Source organism: Arthrobacter sp. efr-133-R2A-63 (assembly GCF_030209795.1).
Taxonomy (GTDB): Bacteria; Actinomycetota; Actinomycetes; order Actinomycetales; family Micrococcaceae; genus Arthrobacter; species Arthrobacter bambusae_A.
The window spans coordinates 58,722-76,664 of the sequence record NZ_JARVRG010000001.1 but is presented as its reverse complement, the minus strand read 5'-3'; the positions used below and the strand labels follow the sequence as shown (position 1 = coordinate 76,664).

At 60.4% G+C, this 17,943-nt stretch carries 14 protein-coding genes; 5 read left to right on the top strand and 9 right to left on the bottom strand.

Translation table 11 applies throughout. The features are described from left to right. Positions 1 to 2: 2 nt before the first annotated feature. The 8 genes from QRN45_RS00320 to QRN45_RS00285 form a co-directional block, all read right to left on the bottom strand. Complete coding sequence (locus QRN45_RS00320) at positions 3 to 1,154, bottom strand: NAD(P)/FAD-dependent oxidoreductase (RefSeq protein WP_284762126.1); 1,152 nt, start codon at positions 1,152 to 1,154, stop codon at positions 3 to 5. Positions 1,155 to 1,159: 5 nt separating this feature from the next. Continuing rightward, positions 1,160 to 1,396 (bottom strand): ferredoxin, encoded by a 237-nt coding sequence (locus tag QRN45_RS00315; protein ID WP_284750893.1) that lies wholly within the window; start codon positions 1,394 to 1,396, stop codon positions 1,160 to 1,162. Between the two features lie 5 nt (positions 1,397 to 1,401). After that, positions 1,402 to 2,595: a cytochrome P450 gene (locus QRN45_RS00310; RefSeq protein ID WP_284750892.1), complete on the bottom strand. Its 1,194-nt coding sequence runs from the start codon at positions 2,593 to 2,595 to the stop codon at positions 1,402 to 1,404. Continuing rightward, positions 2,592 to 3,332 (bottom strand): gamma-glutamyl-gamma-aminobutyrate hydrolase family protein, encoded by a 741-nt coding sequence (locus QRN45_RS00305; protein WP_284762082.1) that lies wholly within the window; start codon positions 3,330 to 3,332, stop codon positions 2,592 to 2,594. The genes QRN45_RS00310 and QRN45_RS00305 overlap by 4 nt, the downstream gene beginning before the upstream one ends. Position 3,333: 1 nt before the next feature. After that, positions 3,334 to 4,107 (bottom strand): SDR family NAD(P)-dependent oxidoreductase, encoded by a 774-nt coding sequence (locus QRN45_RS00300; protein WP_284762081.1) that lies wholly within the window; start codon positions 4,105 to 4,107, stop codon positions 3,334 to 3,336. 60 nt (positions 4,108 to 4,167) lie between these two features. Further along, a complete protein-coding gene (locus tag QRN45_RS00295; protein WP_284762080.1) occupies positions 4,168 to 5,613 on the bottom strand; it encodes a glutamine synthetase family protein in 1,446 nt (481 codons plus the stop codon). A gap of 210 nt (positions 5,614 to 5,823) precedes the next feature. After that, positions 5,824 to 7,530, bottom strand: coding sequence for a diflavin oxidoreductase (locus tag QRN45_RS00290; protein ID WP_284762079.1), 1,707 nt, complete (start codon positions 7,528 to 7,530; stop codon positions 5,824 to 5,826). Then, a complete protein-coding gene (locus QRN45_RS00285) occupies positions 7,527 to 8,894 on the bottom strand; it encodes an aldehyde dehydrogenase family protein (RefSeq protein ID WP_284762077.1) in 1,368 nt (455 codons plus the stop codon). Before QRN45_RS00285 ends, QRN45_RS00290 begins: the two co-directional genes overlap by 4 nt. A 378-nt stretch (positions 8,895 to 9,272) precedes the next feature. On the opposite strand from QRN45_RS00285, the gene QRN45_RS00280 reads away from it, so the two are divergent. The 5 genes from QRN45_RS00280 (at position 9,273) to QRN45_RS00260 (ending at position 16,712) form a co-directional block, all read left to right on the top strand. After that, entirely contained in the window at positions 9,273 to 10,787 is a 1,515-nt protein-coding gene (locus QRN45_RS00280) for an APC family permease (protein ID WP_284762076.1), read from the top strand. A 188-nt stretch (positions 10,788 to 10,975) separates the two neighbouring features. After that, positions 10,976 to 12,310 carry an aminotransferase family protein gene (locus QRN45_RS00275; RefSeq protein ID WP_284762125.1) on the top strand — a complete coding sequence of 445 codons (1,335 nt, stop codon included), beginning with the start codon at positions 10,976 to 10,978 and terminating at the stop codon, positions 12,308 to 12,310. 155 nt (positions 12,311 to 12,465) lie between these two features. After that, a complete protein-coding gene (locus tag QRN45_RS00270; protein ID WP_284762075.1) occupies positions 12,466 to 13,581 on the top strand; it encodes a Zn-dependent alcohol dehydrogenase in 1,116 nt (371 codons plus the stop codon). A 208-nt stretch (positions 13,582 to 13,789) separates the two neighbouring features. Continuing rightward, the gene (locus QRN45_RS00265) at positions 13,790 to 15,286 is read left to right on the top strand and encodes an aldehyde dehydrogenase family protein (protein ID WP_284762074.1); all 1,497 of its coding nucleotides are present in this window, start codon (positions 13,790 to 13,792) and stop codon (positions 15,284 to 15,286) included. A gap of 154 nt (positions 15,287 to 15,440) precedes the next feature. Further along, positions 15,441 to 16,712, top strand: coding sequence for a M20 metallopeptidase family protein (locus QRN45_RS00260; RefSeq protein WP_284762073.1), 1,272 nt, complete (start codon positions 15,441 to 15,443; stop codon positions 16,710 to 16,712). Positions 16,713 to 17,097: 385 nt separating this feature from the next. Here QRN45_RS00260 and QRN45_RS00255 read toward each other — a convergent pair whose 3' ends face one another. Then, positions 17,098 to 17,739: a hypothetical protein gene (locus QRN45_RS00255; protein ID WP_284762072.1), complete on the bottom strand. Its 642-nt coding sequence runs from the start codon at positions 17,737 to 17,739 to the stop codon at positions 17,098 to 17,100. Between the last annotated feature and the right edge of the window lie 204 nt (positions 17,740 to 17,943).

Genomic DNA, 17,943 nt, shown 5'->3' with positions numbered 1-17,943 from the left:
TTTCAGCTTAGAAGGCTCATGCCCATGGCGGCCCGGCTGAACTGCCTTGGTGCGTTGACGCCGACCCAGGCCACGTCCTCCTCCGTAGATCCAATCCGGTACAATGCGGCGTTGCGTTCCTCTGCAGCGTATACCTGAACGAGTTCGCCTGCCGCCGAAAGCATTCCGTGTACCTGTACCTTTCGGCCGAACTGCTCCGTCCACCCGTACGGAGCCTGTTCCAGTTCCGTGGAGTCGAAGCCGGCAAAGTATTCAGCCAGGGCTGCCCCATGCCGTTGGGCCTGGGTCCAACTCTCGAACCGCCGAAAGGTTCCGTCCTCGGCCTGCCGGGCCGAAACGTCTCCGATAGCGAAGATGCCGTCGGCGATTTCACCGCTGGTCAGCAGGGCTTTCCCGTCCGCCGTGCAACGGACTCCGTTGGAAATGTCCAGTTCGCTGTAGGTCAGCCATTCGGTATGCGGGCGTGCGCCGACAGCGCTGATAACCAGGTCGGCGTGCAGGTCCAGGCCGCTGACCCGTACCGTCCAGTGAGGATCCGTTTTCTGAATAGATTCCACAGCAACCCCAAAATGAGTTACAACACCGGCCTGGTGCATCCATGCCTTCGCTTCCTCCCCTAGATGTCCTGAAAAGAAGCGCTGCATTGGTTGCGGAGCCAAGTCCACTACCGTGACGACAAGCCCACGCTGGGCGAGTGTAGATGCCAGTTCCGCACCAATGGTCCCGGCGCCGATGATGATCGCACTGGCAGCTCCTGCATCCACGGCGCTGCGCAGGGCCAGGGCGTCCTGCGCGGTTCTTAGGCTGAGAACGCCCGCTGGCTCATTCGGCAGCCGGATTGAGCCGGCTCCTGTGGAGATCACGACCGCGTCAGCTGCTACTTCTCCGAGCTTGTCCGTCAGGACAGTCCGCTTGTCGGTGAGCAGCCCGATCGCCTTTGCATTGAGGATCGGCGTAGCCTCCGGCCACCACTCCGCCGGTTCGACGGGACCGGTGCCAAGAAGAAATTGCTTGGACAGCGGGGGCCGGTCGTAGGGCGCGTTCGGGTCTGAATCAATGACGATAAATTCGCCTGCAAAGCCCAGCTCGCGACTGCGTTCAATCAGCATCGCCGATGCAACCGAAGCGCCAATGACCACAACCCGTTCTGGCATATGTGTCACGACGCCGAGACCTCTGACGCTTTCTCGCCGGCATCGTTCGTTTCCCGTTCCAGGATTGCCCGTTCGGGGCAGTTCCGGATGGCCTTGCGGACGTTGGGTTCATCGCCGCTGTTTTCGCGGCCAGGAATGACGTGCGCGTAGCCTTCCTCGTCGATCTCAAAGGTTTCGGGTGCCAGAGCCCAGCACCGGGCGTGGCCTTGGCAACGCCCTCCGTCGACCCAAAGTTCTCCCATGGTGATCAAGCTCCAATCTTGAGGGTAAGCGGGCCGACGCCGTGCCACGGTTCGTCGTCATTCGCCCGTTCAAAGTGAGGGACAGCCTTGAGGAATTCCTCCATGGCGATAACCATTTCGGCGCGGCCAAGGTTCGAGCCAAGGCACCGGTGGATCCCTCCGCCGAAGGCCAGGTGGCGGTTGTCTTCACGGTCAATCTTGATTTCATTGGGTTCTTCGTAGACCTCTGGGTCTCGGTTGCCCGCGCCGAAGACGAGCACGACGCGTTCACCGGCCTTGATCTCCTGGCCCCGGACAACTGTGTCCTTCTTCGCGGTCCGGGCCATGGCCTGGACAGGGGAAAGCGTCCGCAGGAATTCTTCAGCAGCTGTGGGGATCAGGTCCGGGTTTTCACGCAACTGCTGCTGGGCCTGCGGGTTGCCGGCAAGGTACCAAAGGGCGGAACGGATCGCCCAGGCGGTCGTGTCCAGCCCGGCCAGGAAGAGCAGGTAGCAGTACGACAGCAGCTCTTCACGCGTGAGCTTCCGGCCTTTCACTTCCGCTTTCAGAAGCTGGGTGATCAGGTCATTGCTGGGTTCTGCTTCCGGTCCGGCCTCTTCACGTTCGTCGAGAAGACGGTCGAAGTAGTCGTTGAGCTCGCGTCCGGCCGCATATGCCGTTTCCGGATGCGCGGTCCGCTCATAGATGATCTCGTCAATCCACCGGTCGAAAATGGGCCAATCCTGCTCCGGATATCCGGCCAGCCGGCTGAAGATAATCGTCGGCATCGGGCGGGCAAGCTTCGCCGAAACATCAACGACGTCGCCGGCCGCGAGGACTTCATGGCATAGCTGTCTGGCGGTCTCACGCATGCCGGGTCCAAGCTTTGAAACATTCATGGGAGTGAACATCGGCAGGAGGATCTTGCGGAAGTCAGCGTGGGCCGGCGGATCGATGTCGATCGGGATCAGGGGGACATCGGTGCCGAAGGGGGGTAGGATCATTGAGGGTCCGACGGCGAAAGTGTCTGGGTCCTGCTCGGCATTGAAGATGTCCTCGCTCTTGGTGACGTACCAAAAGCCTCCATACTTGTTGCTGTGTCCAACAGGGCCGTTGGTTAGGATGTCCTGGTATTCGTCGAATATGTTGTCGAGCGACCGTCCGTGGAAGTCAAAGTCTGACTTGTTGTGGCTGAGTCCCCGCTCAGTTTCTGTGCTCATGAGAATTGCTCCTGAAGTGGTTGCTGTGACTGTGCGTACGCTGCGGCCTTCTCGACGAGATCAACGAAGAGGGCCTTCTGGGCTTCGTGATAGTCGACCATGTGCTCGGGATGCCATTGGACTCCGATGAGGCGGGCATCATCGGCTTCAATTGCCTCGATGACGTCGCCTTCCCGTCCCACGACACGAAGGCCGGTTCCGAGCTTTCCCAAGCCCTGGTGGTGGTAGCTGTTCACCGGGATGCTCAGACCTTTGGCGATCCGGGCTAGTTCGGAATCTGGTTCCAGTTGCACCCTGTGCCAGGGTTCGTGTGAAGGGTTGTCCTGCCAGTGCCCCCTGTCCGGGCTCACCTCCTGGACGAGGTTTCCGCCGCGTATCACGTTGACAAGCTGCATCCCCCGGCAGATCGCCAGGACGGGTATGCCACGGAGCATGGCCTCGTTATAAAGCTCGATCTCGAAATCGTCTCTGATATCACACACGTCGTAAACCGTGTCGATCGGGTCCTCGCCGTACAGCCGGGGGCTGATGTCACCGCCACCGGTGAGGATGAGCCCGTCAAACCCTTCAAGCGCGCCCTCCGGAATTGTTGCCGTTGAGGGAAGAATGGCAGGACGGCCTCCCGCGGCAAGCACGCCGTTGGCGTAGGCCATGTTCTGGACCGTTGAAGGCATCGGGCCAAAGGCGGTATCGACGATCTGCCGGGCCGCGGAAATAGCAATGAGGGGCGCCCGCATGTCAGTAAACCAGCCAACCACCGTCGACGTGAATCGTGGTACCGGTCACCCAACTGGCCTCGTCGCTGGCCAGGAAGGCGACTGCATTGGCAACGTCGGATGGGCGGCCGATTCGTCCGAGCGGCGTACGGTCAAGGAGGAACTTCACAGCATCCTGATTTTCCAGCACGGACTTGGTGAACGGGGTCTCAATGAAGCCGGGGGCGACAGCGTTGACGCGGATCTTGGACGCTGCGGTTTCGATTGCCAAAGCCTTGGTGAACATAAGAAGTGCACCCTTGGAAGCGTTGTAGTGCACCTGAGGATGCCCGCTGCTGGCGATAACAATGTGGGCCTCGACAGAGGTGATGTTCACAATGGCGCTGGTTGAATCCTCGCCCCGAGCCGCCGCACCCTTCTCCAGCAGGCGTCGGGCGGCCTGACTGACCAAGAACGGTCCGGTGGAGTTTACAGCGAAGACCTGATCCCACTCCGCAACGCCCAAGTCATCGAAGTTGCTGCCCTTAACGATGCCTGCATTGTTGACGAGGGTGTCAAGCCGGCCGAATTTTGCGTCGATCTCTGCGATGCCGCTGCGGACCGAGGCTTCGTCAGCGACGTCCATAACAACAGGCACCATTTCCGGGTGCTGGACAACCAGACGCTCGAGCGCGGCCTCGTCACGGTCGAGGGCCACGACGGTGGCGCCCTCCTTGAGCAGCTTTTCTGCGATGGCAAGGCCGTTTCCGGACGCGGCTCCGGTGACAGCAGCGATCTTTCCGGGGTGAGTAGTCATTGGGTTCTTCTTTCTGGGTATGAAATGCGGAAATGGACGTTCTTAGCGCTGCACTGCGCGCTAGATTCGTTCCAGGTAACGTGCGATTTCGAAGTCAGTGACACTGGTCTGAAGCTTGCGGAGCTCCCAGCGCCTCGTCTGGACGTAGTGCCTCACGAAGGTTTCACCGAAGTACGCCTTGGCAACCTCGCTTTTCTCGAACTCTTCGATGGCCTGGTCGAGTGTTCCCGGCAGCTGTTTTACCTGGTGGCCCTCCTCCAGGGCATAGGCGTTGCCTTCCACCCGCCTCGGGGCAGCCAGTTTCTGCTCCACGCCGTGAAGGCCGGCGGCGATATTCGCGGCAATGACCAGGTAGGGATTGGCATCAGCACCCGGTACCCGGTTTTCGATGCGGGCCGCACTGCCCGTTGAGGGGATGGACCTGATGGCGACCGTCCGGTTGTCGAGCCCCCAGGTGGCGCTGGATCCGGCCCACTGCCCACCTTCGGTCCTCTTGTACGAGTTGATAGTGGGTAGGTAGAGGGCCGTGAGCTCCGGTGCCGTCTCGACGATCCCCGCCAGGTAGTTGTACCCGATGGCGCTCAGCTCGCCGGAATCCTCGGCATTGGCGAAGGCTGACTTGCCGGATTCCGCATCCCAAAGGCTCTGGTGCATGTGCCCGGAGGATCCGGCCCACTCCGGGTTGATCTTTGCCATGAAGGATGCCGTGTAGCCGGCCTCCGCTGCTACTTCCTTGACAGTGGCCTTAAGCCGGAGAGCGTTGTCGGCGGCAGCCAGGGCATCTGAATAGTGAATGTTCATCTCGAACTGGCCCGGACCGTTTTCACTGTTGCTGGCCTCGATGAAGATCCCCTGCTCAGACAGGCGGCGGCGGATCTCACCAATGAGGAACTCTGTGCCTGTGTCCCTGACGAGGCTGTAGGTGTGGCTTCCGGCGGTGATGGGGGTCAGGTCACGCCAGCCTTTGGCGGCAAGGTCCGTTGGCGTGCCATTGAACAGGTAGAACTCGAACTCATAAGCGCAGACCGGCGAGTAGCCGAGGTCTTCGGCTTTCTGCACAACCCGCTTGAGAATGCTCCGAGGACAGATCGCCGCAGGCTCCCCGGACAGCTCGTAGGCGTCGCAAATGACAGAAGCCACGCCGGGTTCCCCGGGAACGACCTTCAGGGTGCTGAGATCCGGAAGGAGCGTCACGTCAGGATAGCCTGAGTCCCACCCCGTGTAGCTTAGATCAGAAATGATTTCGTCCTGAATATCCCAGCCGAAGATGATGTTGCAGATATTCGTTCCGCGCTCAGCGACACTTTCCAGGAAGTAGCGGGCGGGGATGCGCTTACCGCGCCAAACACCGTCCAGGTCCACCACCCCCACTTTGAACGTCTTGATGTCGTTTTCGGAGACGAACTTTTGGAGCTCGTCGTGGGCCGACGCCGCCGCGGATTGATCCTGCATGTCGATAGCCTCGAGTTCTTGGAGGTCCTCCGGGACCTGTGTGATCGGATTCACTATGTACCTCTTTATCCTCATTGATATTCGTTACTGAAGACACTAAATGGAGGGTTTGCTTGCCGTATGTGCAAGTTGCACATCATGATTACCGGCTACATGCATTCGGTAAGCCAGGTCACATCCAGTGCCGTACGCAGGCCAATTTCGTGTTCCTGCCCAGCACTCAGGACACGAAAGCCCCTCGTACTGGGCAGTGTCATGCGGGGCCTAGTAGACGTCCTTGACGTAACGGCCCTCGCTCTTCATGGACTGCAGGTAGTCGTTCGCCTTTTCACGGGTCATTGCGCCGTGGCTGCTGAGCACCGTCAGCAGGGCTTCGTCGATATCAGGTGCTATCTGTTTGCCACCGCACACATAGACGGAAGCTCCTCCCGATAGCCAGGCAAAGATGACTTCACCTTCTTCGCGGATCCGGTCCTGGACGTAGAGCTTGCCCTGTTGATCCCGGGAGAAAGCCAGGCTGAGGCGGTCCAGCACTCCGTTGCTCTGCAGTTCTTCCATTTCCGCCTGATAGAGCCAGGAAGGCTTTTCGTGCCGGTCCCCGAAGAACAGCCAGTTTCGTCCCCGGGCTTGTGAGACTTCACGGTCACGGAGGAAACCGCGGAACGGGGCAACTCCGACACCTGGCCCGATCATGATCACATCAGCTGAGTTGTCATTGGGCAGATGGAACTCGTGCGCCGGCAGCGGGAACACTTTTATGGCTGTTTTGGTGCACGCGGCGGACTGGAGGAATCCGCTGCATGCACCCGAGTGCCGCCGCCCGGCAATCTCGTAACGCACTGAGGAGACCGTCAAGTGGATGCGGTCGCCGTCAGCGAGGGGACTGGATGCGATGGAGTACGACCGGTGCTGCAGAGGCCTCAGCATTGAGAGGAACTCTTGAGGATCGACATCTGTTGTCCGGGTTTCCTGCAGCACGTCCAGCATGTCCCGTCCCCACAGCCAGTCCTCCAGCGCATTGCGGTCACCGGACTCGACCAGGCTCCGCACGGGATGATCCGGTGCGAGATCTTCAACAAGCCAGGCCACAATGCCCAGATGGGGCAGCCGAAGCTCATAGTCGTTTTGAAGCGTCTCCCGTACGGTCTTCCCGCCGTCACCGAACACCTCGCTTCCCCGGAGGTTGAGGAATGCCAGGAGGTCTTCCACGAGCTCGGTGGAGTTGGCGGGGATTACGGCAAGTGAGTCACCTGCCCGGTAGTTGCGGCTGTCGCCGCTAACCTCCAGCTCATAGTGCCAGACCTCTTTTTCGGACTCTGGTGCGCTAAGGAGGCGGGCCTCGACGACAGTGGCAGTGTCAGGTTCCCGGCGTGTGCTCTTGGGCTGCTCAGCGGGGTTTGCTCCTGGAACAGTGGAGCCTTCCGGGTTGTTGTCTCGCTTCTTGGGAACAACTGTCTTGAAGGTTTCGAGCATGCCCTTGATCCACTTGCCTGACGTCAGGTCATAGTCGACATCGCAATCGAGGCGGTCGAGGATTCTCTTGCCGCCGAGTTCGCCAAGGCGCTCGTCAAGGTCGATGCCAGCTTTGCAGAAGTCTTCGTACATGGAGTCACCAATGGCAAGGACGGCGAAGGGAACGTCCTTAAAGAGATCTGAACCGGCGCTTTGAAGCTGTTCCCAAAACGGTTGCGCATTGTCCGGCATGTGGCCGTTGTCGTGTGTGGCGGTAACGATCAACAGGCGGTCCTTGCGTGCCGCATCTTGCGGGGTCACCATGTCCAGGCTCATAAGCTCGGCTGAGTAACCTTGGCCGTTTGCCTTGTCCACGATCTTGGACGCAAGGAACTCAGCGTTCCCGGTCTGGCTGCCGTAGAGGACGCTAAGAGTCTGCACGGCGGTGTTTGTCCCACTGGATACTTCGGAAGAGGTGCCTTGGTTCGTCCGAACCAGCTCCCCTGTATCAGTTGTCACGGTTCTGTCCTTACAAATACGGTCTTGAGTTCGGTGTATGCCTCGATGGCAGCTTGGCCCAGCCCTCGACCGATGCCTGACTGTTTGAAGCCGCCATAAGGTGTCTGGATTCGAATTGATGAGTTCGAGTTGACCGAGAGAGTCCCGGACTCGAGTGCCCGCGCCGTCCGCAGGGCCTGGCCGACGTCATTGGTCCAGATGGAGCCGCTCAGGCCGTAAATTGAGCTGTTGGCCAGCGCGATGGCTTCCTCTTCGGTGTCGAAGGGAATCACCGAGGCGATGGGGCCGAAAATTTCGTCGGTTGCTACCCGGCTCTTGGGGTCCGGGGCAATGACGATTCTGGGTGCCATCCAGAAGCCGGGGCCATCCGGTGCTTCACCGGCGGTGACGACGTTGAGCCCGTTTTCGAGGAAGCTGGAAACGGTGTCGCGGTGAGCTGCTGATACCAGAGGTCCAAGATGGGTCTTGTCGTCCAGCGGGTTACCAATTTTCAGTGCACGCGTAGACTCGATGAATCCCTCAACGAACTCGTCGAAGACCCCCCGCTGCACGAGAAAGCGGCTGCGTGCACAGCAGTCCTGGCCCGTGTTGTCGAAGACCGACATCGGGGCTGCCTGCAGACACTTGGCGAGGTCAACGTCGTTGTAGACAATACTGGCGGACTTCCCGCCGAGCTCAAGGGAGACTCTTTTCATCGTCGTTGAAGCCGCCTGGACGATGGACCGGCCGACCTCGGTGGAGCCAGTAAAACTTACCTTGTTAACATCCGGGTGTTCAGCGAGGGCATTGCCGATCCGGGCGCCCGACCCAGTGAGAACCTGAAGCGCGTCTCCGACGACGCCCAGCTCCTTCACGATTTCACCAAATCGAACAGTCGACAGAGGGGTAAGGGCAGCGGGTTTCACAATCACGGAATTACCGCTGGCCAGAGCCGGCGCGATACCCCAGGATGCGATAGGCAGAGGGAAGTTCCACGGGGCAATTACGGCCACAACACCCAGCGGCTCGCGGAAAGTCATGCTGACGCCGCCGTCGACCGGAATGGTGTCTCCGAGGATCTTGTCCACCGTTCCGGCGTAGTACTTGAAGCACTCGGCGACACCAAGAACTTCCTGTCGGGCCGCCGCCAATGGCTTACCAACGTCGGTGGATTCGAGCAAGGCCAGTTCGTCGCAGTGAGCGATGACAGCATCGGCAATAGCCCAGAGGGCATCACGGCGTTCAGCCAGTGGCTTGCGAACCCAAGCGCGCTGGGCGGCCCGTCCGCGTTCGACCGCTGCATTCACGTCCGGCAGGTCGTAGGCGGGCACCTCGCCTATCTTTTCTTCTGTAGCGGGGTTGTAGACGGAAATAATGCTGCTCATACTTGGCGCTCCTTCAGGAGAGTGGTCTTCGTCGGAAGATTCCTCGTCCCCATTTGAAGTCCGGGAAGCTCCGTTGTTACCGAGCATGCCCGGGCTCCCTGGGAAGGAGCGAGTGCGCCGGGCACCACATCAATGAGGGCCATGTGCAAACTGCACACCGGGGCGGTCCGTTCGAATGCTGTGCATTACGACCATGAACGGTGGCGACAGTGTGCAGGGCTGACACAGGGGCGGGCAACGCGGGACCTAGGCTGTAATGCAGTTCACAGACGATGCGGCAAGGGGGCCGTCAAAGCTGAGTTCCACGATGACTGAATTCTTCAGGCCTATCGAAGGCGTCGTGAAGATAAATGAGCTTCGAACGTCCGGGAGGGACGAATGGCAACTAACAATGTTAAATTTGAGCCTGTGGATGCGGGCCCGAACGGAATCCTGAGCCCCGACAAGTTACTCGGCCGCGGGCTCGGCGTCGGGTCAATCGTGTTCATGGTCGTGGCCGGTGCCGCACCGATGACAGCCGTCGTGGCCGGCTGGCCCGTGGTGGTCTCTGCCTCGGAAAGCACGGGCGGCCCGCTGTTCTTCCTCATCGCTACGGTGATCCTGTTTCTGTTCGCCGTTGGATTCACGCGAATGACCCCCTACGTGAAGAACGCGGGGGCCTTTTACTCGTACATCCAAACGGGGCTCGGCCGGGGCATGGGGCTTGGTGCATCAACCTTCGCACTCGGAACGTATCTGCTCCTGTTTCTCGCACTGTGTTCCTACCTGGGATCTGCGGCCCAGACCACTGTCCATGATCTGGGTGGTCCGGATCTTCCATGGTGGCTGTGCAGTTTGGTGCTGATGGCAACCTGCGGTGCCCTTGCATACCGGGACGTCGAGCTCTCCGCCAAGGTCCTGGGCGTGGTCCTGGTCATCGAAACGGTCGTTCTATTGGCAGTAAATATCGGTGTCGTTGTACATGGCGGTGCCGAGGGGCTGAACGGTGACTCGCTGTCCCCCGCGCGCCTGGGTGAAGGAGTCCCCCCATTGGGCGTCATGTTCGCCTTCTTCTCGTTCATCGGGTTTGAGGCCACCGCTGTTTTCCGCAACGAAGCGCGTGACCCCGACCGGACAATACCGCGCGCAACGTACATCGCCGTTCTCGCTATTGGCGTCTTTTACACCTTCACCGCATGGGCCATGCAGGCCGGCATCGGCGACAGCCACATCGTCGAAGTGGCAACAGATGATCCCACCAGCATTGTGGTCGGTCTGGCTGCGAAGTACGTCTCACCTGTACTTGCAACTCTCCTTCAGGTTTTCCTGATCAGCAGCCTCTTCGCGTGCATTCTGACTTTCCAGAACGTACTCACCCGCTACCTGTTCACCCTAGGAACCCAGGGCGTGCTCCCCGCGGGGCTCGGAATCGTCCACCCTCGCCACAGGGCTCCCTCGAGAGCTTCATTGACTGTGTCGATCGTGGCCATTGCCCTGCTTGGGGTCGAGGCGCTCATCGGGCTCGACCCGGTGACGCAGGCCTACACCTGGTTTTCGGGATCAGCAACGCTCGGCGTGGTGGTTTTGATGGCCCTCACATCATTATCTGTCCTCGTGTTCTTCCGGAAGAAGGCAAAAGGAAAGCTTTGGGCCACGCTGTTCGCGCCGACACTTGCAGTGATCGGTCTCGGTGGGATTGTCTTCTTGGTCGTACAGAACTTCGGCCTTCTTGTCGGCGGTGACCTCGCTGCAGGAATCCTGCTGTCGGTGATGGGCGCCCTGTTTGCTGCTGGTTTGGTGACCGCCCTGGTAATGCGTTCAAGGCGGCCTGATGCCTACGCCGCGCTTGTGCCAGCGGTGTCAGACCGGGAGCACCAATCCGCAGAAAGCCAGAACTGCGCAACTGCGGAATAAGAGCCGAACACATCCCGCCTCCGGTTCCTGTCTCGTCACGGATAACGAGACAGGAACCGGAGGCGCTTTCGTGGTGGCACTCGTCGGAGCCGCGACGGCAGTGCCAAAAGAAGACCCGCCAAACGTTAGAGGAGTTTTCCATTTCTGAGAGCGCTCTGTTGAAGCAGACCATTGATAAGAAGTACCCGGTGGTTACGCATGGCCATGGGGTCTACCTTTATGACTCAACGGGTCGGCAGTACCTGGATGGTTCAAGCGGCGCCATGACCGCCAATATTGGCCACGGCGTGGACGAGATTGCGGAGGCGGTGAAAGAACAGTGCCGCCGCGTGGCTTTTACGTATAGAACCCAGTTCACCAACCTGCCCGCTGAAGAACTTGCCCGCCGGCTCACCGACATTGCTCCCGGGGACCTCGATATGGCGTTTTTCGTCAATAGCGGGTCCGAGGCATCCGAATACGCCATCCGCACCGCAGTGAGCTACTGGCGGGAAAGGGGGAACCCAGGCAAAGTCAAAATCCTTGGCAGGACCATCAGCTATCACGGCATGACCATGGGCGCCCTGTCGATGTCCGGGCATGCAGCACGCCGCCCCGACTACGGAACCTTACTGCATGCGTTCTCCTTCGCCCCGCCAGCCTACGCATACCGCTTCGCCCTGCCAGGCGAGAGCGAGGAAGCGTACGCTGCGCGGGCCGCAAAAGCCTTCCAAGATGCCATTCAGAACGAGGACCCCGGCACAGTCGCGGCAGTCATCGTCGAACCAATCGTAGGAGCCGCAGGAGGAGTCCTCACACCTCCAGCGGGCTACTTCGCCCGGCTTCGGGAGATCTGTGATCGGCTGGACGTGCTGATGATCATCGATGAGGTCATTACCGGCATGGGGCGCACTGGCGACTGGTTCGCGAGTTCCTACGAGGACGTCGTGCCGGACCTTCTTCTTATCGGCAAAGGAATGAGTGCCGGTTACTCCCCTGTTGCCGCCGTCTTGCTGCGAGGCCACATCGTTGAGGCGCTCAGAGAGGGCAGCGGCGTCGCCCCGTTCGGCCACACCTTCTCGGGAAACCCCCTGGGGGCAGCAACCTGCCTGGCGGTCCTGGACTTTATGCAACGCGAGAATATCCTCGCGAACGTCCGGCAACGGGGGAAGCAGCTCGAGGAGGGTCTGCTCTCCCTGGCAACTAGGTACCGCTGCATGGCCGATGTCCGTGGGCGGGGCCTGCTCTGGGGCTTCGAGTTCGTTATGGACCAGGAAAGCAAGCAGGCACCCGATCCTGCGCTGGGAGCGGCCAACGCATTCGTGCAGGAATGCCTTGCCCATGGGCTCATTGTCTATCCGGCCGGGATCGCCCCGCTGAACAACGCCGTGATCCTGTCCCCGCCCTTGGTGATCACCGAAGAGGAGACACGAGTACTGCTGGCGAAGCTGGAGAAAGCCGTCCGCGCCATGGAACGCTACCTTAAGCGCTGGGCGGCCGTGGATGACAACCGGCATGGATCCCGAGTCGGAACCGGAAGCTGACTCTCATCCCGGCCGTTCCACAGTGGAGCCGGAGCTGGTCAGGTTGCCATAGTGGTCGTAAAGGCTGTTCCCTCCACACACTTTTGAAACTCGACCAGGGCTGAAGATGGTCGAAGCGACCCATCTGCAAGCACCTCCACTATCAAGGAAGCCAAGTGAGTACACAGATTCTTGCCGCCGTGCTGGAAAAGCCCGGAGCCCCTCTTCAGATCCGCGAACTGCTGCTGGATGATCCGGAGGACTATGAGGTCCTGATCCGGACTGAGCGAGTGGGCCTTTGCCATAGCGATCTGCACTATCTGAAGGGGTCGCTGGATATCTCCCTGCCGGCTGTCCTCGGGCATGAAGTCGCAGGCATTGTCGAGCGCGTCGGCTCTGCGGTCACAAGAATCAAGAACGATGACCGGGTCGTGGTAACGGTCACCCCCTCCTGTGGGGCATGCCGCAATTGCATAGGCGGGCGCCCCACCCAGTGCGAACGGGTCGACTCGGTGCGTGAGCGGCATCGGCCCAGGCTGCTCTCACCTGATGGATCAAGTGTTGAGTCGCTCGGCGGTATCGGCGCATTTGCAGAGGCCTTCCTCGTGAAGGAGGCATCCGTTGCAGTGGTCGGCTCGGATCTGCCTCCCCAGGTGGCGTGTCTTCTCGGTTGCTGCGTCAGTACAGGAGTCGGTGCGGTTATTCACGGCGCAAAGGTAGGGCCAGAGGATACTGTTGCCGTAATCGGTTGCGGCGGTGTCGGAATAGCGGCCATTCAAGGTGCCAGGTTGGCTGGGGCACGACGAATCATTGCCATTGACGCCGTGCCGGCCAAGCTGGAGCTCGCCCGCAACTTCGGTGCCACGGACACTGTTGTCTCATTACCCGACCCAACAGAAACACTCATCCAGGTCCGATCACTTCTTCCCCAAGGTGTCAGCCATGCAATCGAGGCGGTGGGCCGCAGCCAGACAGCGGAACTCGCCTTTTCGCTCCTGAGCCCGAACGGAACCGCCACCATCCTAGGTCTCATGCCCACAGGGTCCGAACTGCGTATCCCCGCAGATGCACTCGTCTACGGCGACCGACACCTGCAAGGCGCCTACATGGGCGCGAACAGGTTCCTCAGCGACGTCGACATGTTCACGGACCACTACCTGAATAACCGACTGGATCTCGATGCAATGGTCACCAAGGAACTGCCCTTCGAACGTATCAACGAGGGATTCGAAGCGATGGCGGAAGCATCGACGATCCGAGTTGTGCTGAACATGACCGACAGGCAATCGTGATCCGGACAACCTTGAAGACCGTTCGGCAGCTGACTGTTACGCCGATCATGATCTAATTTTGCGCCACGGCCAGCGCCGGAACGAAGGCTGCACAACATGGCGTTGCAAATCCTCCTGAACATAAACGGTCGAACGTCATGGCTCAGCCCCTACCGTCGCTGGTCCTGGACGACAAAGACAACAAAAGAAAACCAGAGGAGCACCTTAATTGACTACTGAAGGACTAGCACAACTGACCGATATCTCCCCCGACCTCGTCGAGCAACGCTCCTTTGTCGATGGCGCATGGCTGCAGCTCGACGAAAACGGCCGCTACCTTACCAACCCAAATACGGGCGAACCCCGGCAGCCGATGCGAAAGACCGGAAGGGCTGACGTCGAGCACGCACTCGCCGCAGCCGCGTCACTGCACGAGTCCGGGAAACTTGAAGACATCAAACTGCGGGACCGTCTTGAGCTCCTGAGGAAGATAGCCGCATCTCTCGATGCTCAGAGCGAAGAAATCGCACTGCAGGACAGCATCAACACGGGAGTCCCTATCCGGACCACCCGCCTGATTGCCGGTGCACTCGGGGACAGAGTCCGGGGAACAATCGCTGAAGCGGAGGAGCTTGGCGAGTCGGAGACCCTTGACGGCGGTGACCGGTCTGTGGTCATCCTGCGCAAGCCCCTCGGCCCGGCCCTCATCGTTGGCCCCTGGAATGCTCCAACCTTCACCGTGGTTGGCAAGGTGGCGGCAGCAATGGCGGCTGGGTGCCCGGTCATCCTCAAACCCTCCGAGAACGCACCCGGCGGTTGCCAGCTCTTCGCCGAGTCGATCGCCGCTGCCATGACCGAACTCGACTACCCAAGTGCCGCGTTTCAACTGGTTCATGGGAATTCGGAGACAGGATCACTGCTGACTTCGGATCCCCGCATCGAGGCTCTTTCGTTTACCGGCGGCGATTCGGCAGGCCGCACAGTCGCGCAGGCTGCGGCGTCCAATCTCGCTGTCATGCAGATGGAGCTTGGATCCAACAACCCCGTGATCATTCTGGATGATGCCGATGTCAGCTCGGCGGCACAGTCCATTCTGCAGGGCATGACCCGTCTCAATGGCCAGTGGTGCGAGGCGCCCGGCAAGGTACTGGTTGACGGGTCGATTCACGACCGTTTCGTTGAAGCTATGAAGTTCGAACTCAGTAAGCTTCGGGTCGGAAATGCCTTGGATGAGACAACGGAAGTGGGTCCCCTGGCGTTTGAGCGGCAGCGTGATGGGTTGAAAGCCGCAGTGAATCGGCTTCTCGAACTGGGGGGAACACTGGTCACTGGCGGCAACCTACCGGATCTTAACGGTTGGTTCCTGGCACCGGGGATGATCGTCGGATGTCCCGCCGGAGCCGCCACGGAAGAACTCTTCGGCCCACTGGTCACGGTACATCCCGTGCATTCCGTTGAAGAGGCGCTTAGCCATGCAAACGGACCGGCAACCGGTCTTGATGCCTACGTATTCGGCGGTGACGAAACACGGGCCATCGACGTGGCATCCCGTATTCGTGCCGGGGAGGTCCGTATCAACGGCACGTTCATGAGCGACCTGGCCGGCAATTCGCGCCAGAGTTTCTGGGGTACCAGCGGTATCGGAGGCCACGGTCCCCAGTACGGCGTACGCTTCTTTACCGGCGACCGCGTGGTTGGCGTGGACAGGACGGATTTCCCGCTCTAGGCGCCATATCCGACCCCAACAAGCGTAGGCGAAGCCCCGCTGGGCCTGCGACAAAGATTCCGGGAACGTGACGCGTGGCTAGGGCGGGGGCTCCGCGTCCTCTCGGGCAAGCAGCAGGCCAGGGCCTGGCAACATGAGACGAGAAAGCCCTTCAATGAAAGATACTTCAACGACAGATACGGTGCGGTTTTCACCGCTGAGTTTCCTTGAGGGCGCCACGGCGGCGATCCCGGCCTTTGGCAGCGACCTGGTCGATTTCCGTAGGGAAATGCACGCCGATCCTGAAGTCGGCCTGTATCTGCCCCGCAGCCAGGCCCGGGTCCTTGAGGCACTCAAGGGACTCGACCTCGAAATAAGCCTGGGAAAAGCGGTCTCGTCCGTGGTTGCGGTACTCCGCGGCGGGGCCACCCAGTCCCCCGTCGGGAGCCGTCCCACTGTACTGCTCAGAGGGGACATGGACGCCCTTCCGGTGACGGAAAAAACGGGCATACCCTTTGCCTCGACCAATGGCGCAATGCATGCCTGCGGCCATGACCTGCATACAGCGGGCCTGATTGGTGCCGCCCGGTTGCTCTCGTCCGTACGTGACAGCCTGACCGGCGACGTCATCTTCATGTTCCAACCGGGGGAGGAAGGACATGACGGGGCCCGCATCATGCTGGAGGAAGGCGTTCTTAACGCAGCCGGCAGGCGACCGGATGCTGCCTACGCCCTGCATGTCGTTTCGGACATGCCATCAGGCGTGTTCACGACCCGGGCCGGCTCCTACATGGCAGCCTTCGGAGATCTGTCCGTCAAGGTTATCGGGCGTGGTGGGCACGGTTCGCGCCCCTTCCAGGCTCTGGATCCCATACAGGTAGCTGCTGAAATGCTTGGCGCGCTACAGACGTACATTACCCGGCGATTCAACGTTTTTGACCCCGTGGTTCTGTCCGTGGGCCAATTCCATGGCGGTTCCGCCTCTAATGTCATACCTGATTCGGCGGAATTCAGGGCCAGCGTCAGGTCTTTCAGCCCCGGTGTCGAAGCACGGCTCGCACAGGAGTTGCCGGATCTTATCCGGCAACTGGCGACCGCTCATCAACTGACAGCCGAGGCAACGTTCACTCCGGTTATGCCGGCCACCGTCAATCACGACAGTGACGCCGAACTCTGGGGCAGGACCGCACGGGCGTTCTTCGGAGAGCAGCGGTTCGTGCCCAGCCCGTCCCCCAGGACCGGGTCTGACGATTTCTCCCGTGTCCTCGTGGAGGTCCCCGGAGCGTACGGGCACCTCGGAGCTGGGTCTCCCGATATTGACCCCATGGATTGGCCTCCTATGCACTCGCCCAGGGCAGTGTTTGACGACGGTATCCTCGTCGACCAAGCACAATTTCTGGCGGGCGTAGCACTTGGAAAGCTCCAGGAGCTGGAAGTCATGGGGTAGTCCCAGCCCAGTTCGGAGGGTTTCCTGAGGGACCCACGACTCAGTTAAGCAGTGGATCTGGCAGTACCGGTCGGAGTCCCGAATGGATGGCTCGTCAACCACTATCAGGTTGACGTACACCCCAACCTGACGTCAGGATGAAGCACCGAGGGCCTACGAATAGAACTCCCAAGAATCTTTCTGACATCAAGCTTTTGAAGTCTCAAAGCCCAACCTGACACTTAAGGGGGAAGACCTCTTCCGGACGACATATGGGCGCTTATCGGGTTCGGTTTCTGGCAGAGGATTGTCTGGGCTCACGAACGCCTACCTCGGCAGGACGCCGTTGTAACGCGTCACCTGCGGTTCGGTTATTGCCTCTACGGGCCGCGGAACCGCGCCGGGGTCATCTTCGATGGAGTAAACGAGCCGGGCTTTGTTCGTGATGTTGTCGATGTTTTCCGTCGTGATATTGATGGCTGTCGAATGGTTTCTGAGCTTTTGGTTCAGTTTCCTTCTGCGGCCAGAAAAGCTCTTCCATGAATGAATCGAAGGTCCGGCCGCTGGCCCGCACGTACGCACTGATCTTTTGGTGGTCTCGGGTGCGCATGCCGAAGGAGAGTTCGACGTCGACATCCCCGAGCGGGTCGACGGTCGGGTCAAGGTAGCTTCCGAAAATCCGGAGCCGTTCCACGAACAGCGGCATCCCGGGATCGGCGTTGTACATGCGCGCCCGTTCCAGCAGGCCGGCGACGAGGCGGTCTGCCGTTGATCGGGTGATGGGTTTGCCGAAGCTGGCCATGGCCAAGGCGTTTCCGAGGGTTGTCGCCTCCCACCAGACGTAGCCGGGATCATCGAAGGCGGGCTTCACCAGGTAGCCGGCCGTCTCCATCCGCGCGAACACTGCGTCGGTGTCTTCGACTCCGTTCCTGCGGAGCAGGGTGTCGGCTGTTTCCTGCGCGAACGTGCCGCCACGGTACAGGCGCACCAGGTCCCTGGCCACGGGTGCCGGCAAGCCGGCAACCGTGTCGGATTTCGCTATCCTCATGGGCCGAAGCCTAACCCCCTCCGGGAATCCCCTCCATCAAACCAGCGCCGCCGTTGCCCGCGGTAGGCTCCGAGATCGTGGTTTCCTCAGCCCTTCGGCCGGTCGGGCTGCCAAGTCCGGTCCGGTGACCCTTGTCGTGATTCCCGGTGTGCTTTCGCCGTGGCCGCCGGAAAAGTGCCGGCCGCGTACGGTTCCGGCGGGGCC

Coding starts and splice junctions, on each gene's coding strand:
- QRN45_RS00315 (WP_284750893.1), bottom strand. CDS start 1,396: ATGGGAGAACTTTGGGTCGACGGAGGGCGTTGCCAAGGCCACGCCCGG.
- QRN45_RS00320 (WP_284762126.1), bottom strand. CDS start 1,154: ATGCCAGAACGGGTTGTGGTCATTGGCGCTTCGGTTGCATCGGCGATG.
- QRN45_RS00305 (WP_284762082.1), bottom strand. CDS start 3,332: ATGCGGGCGCCCCTCATTGCTATTTCCGCGGCCCGGCAGATCGTCGAT.
- QRN45_RS00280 (WP_284762076.1), top strand. CDS start 9,273: ATGGCAACTAACAATGTTAAATTTGAGCCTGTGGATGCGGGCCCGAAC.
- QRN45_RS00310 (WP_284750892.1), bottom strand. CDS start 2,595: ATGAGCACAGAAACTGAGCGGGGACTCAGCCACAACAAGTCAGACTTT.
- QRN45_RS00285 (WP_284762077.1), bottom strand. CDS start 8,894: ATGAGCAGCATTATTTCCGTCTACAACCCCGCTACAGAAGAAAAGATA.
- QRN45_RS00255 (WP_284762072.1), bottom strand. CDS start 17,739: ATGAGGATAGCGAAATCCGACACGGTTGCCGGCTTGCCGGCACCCGTG.
- QRN45_RS00300 (WP_284762081.1), bottom strand. CDS start 4,107: ATGACTACTCACCCCGGAAAGATCGCTGCTGTCACCGGAGCCGCGTCC.
- QRN45_RS00260 (WP_284762073.1), top strand. CDS start 15,441: ATGAAAGATACTTCAACGACAGATACGGTGCGGTTTTCACCGCTGAGT.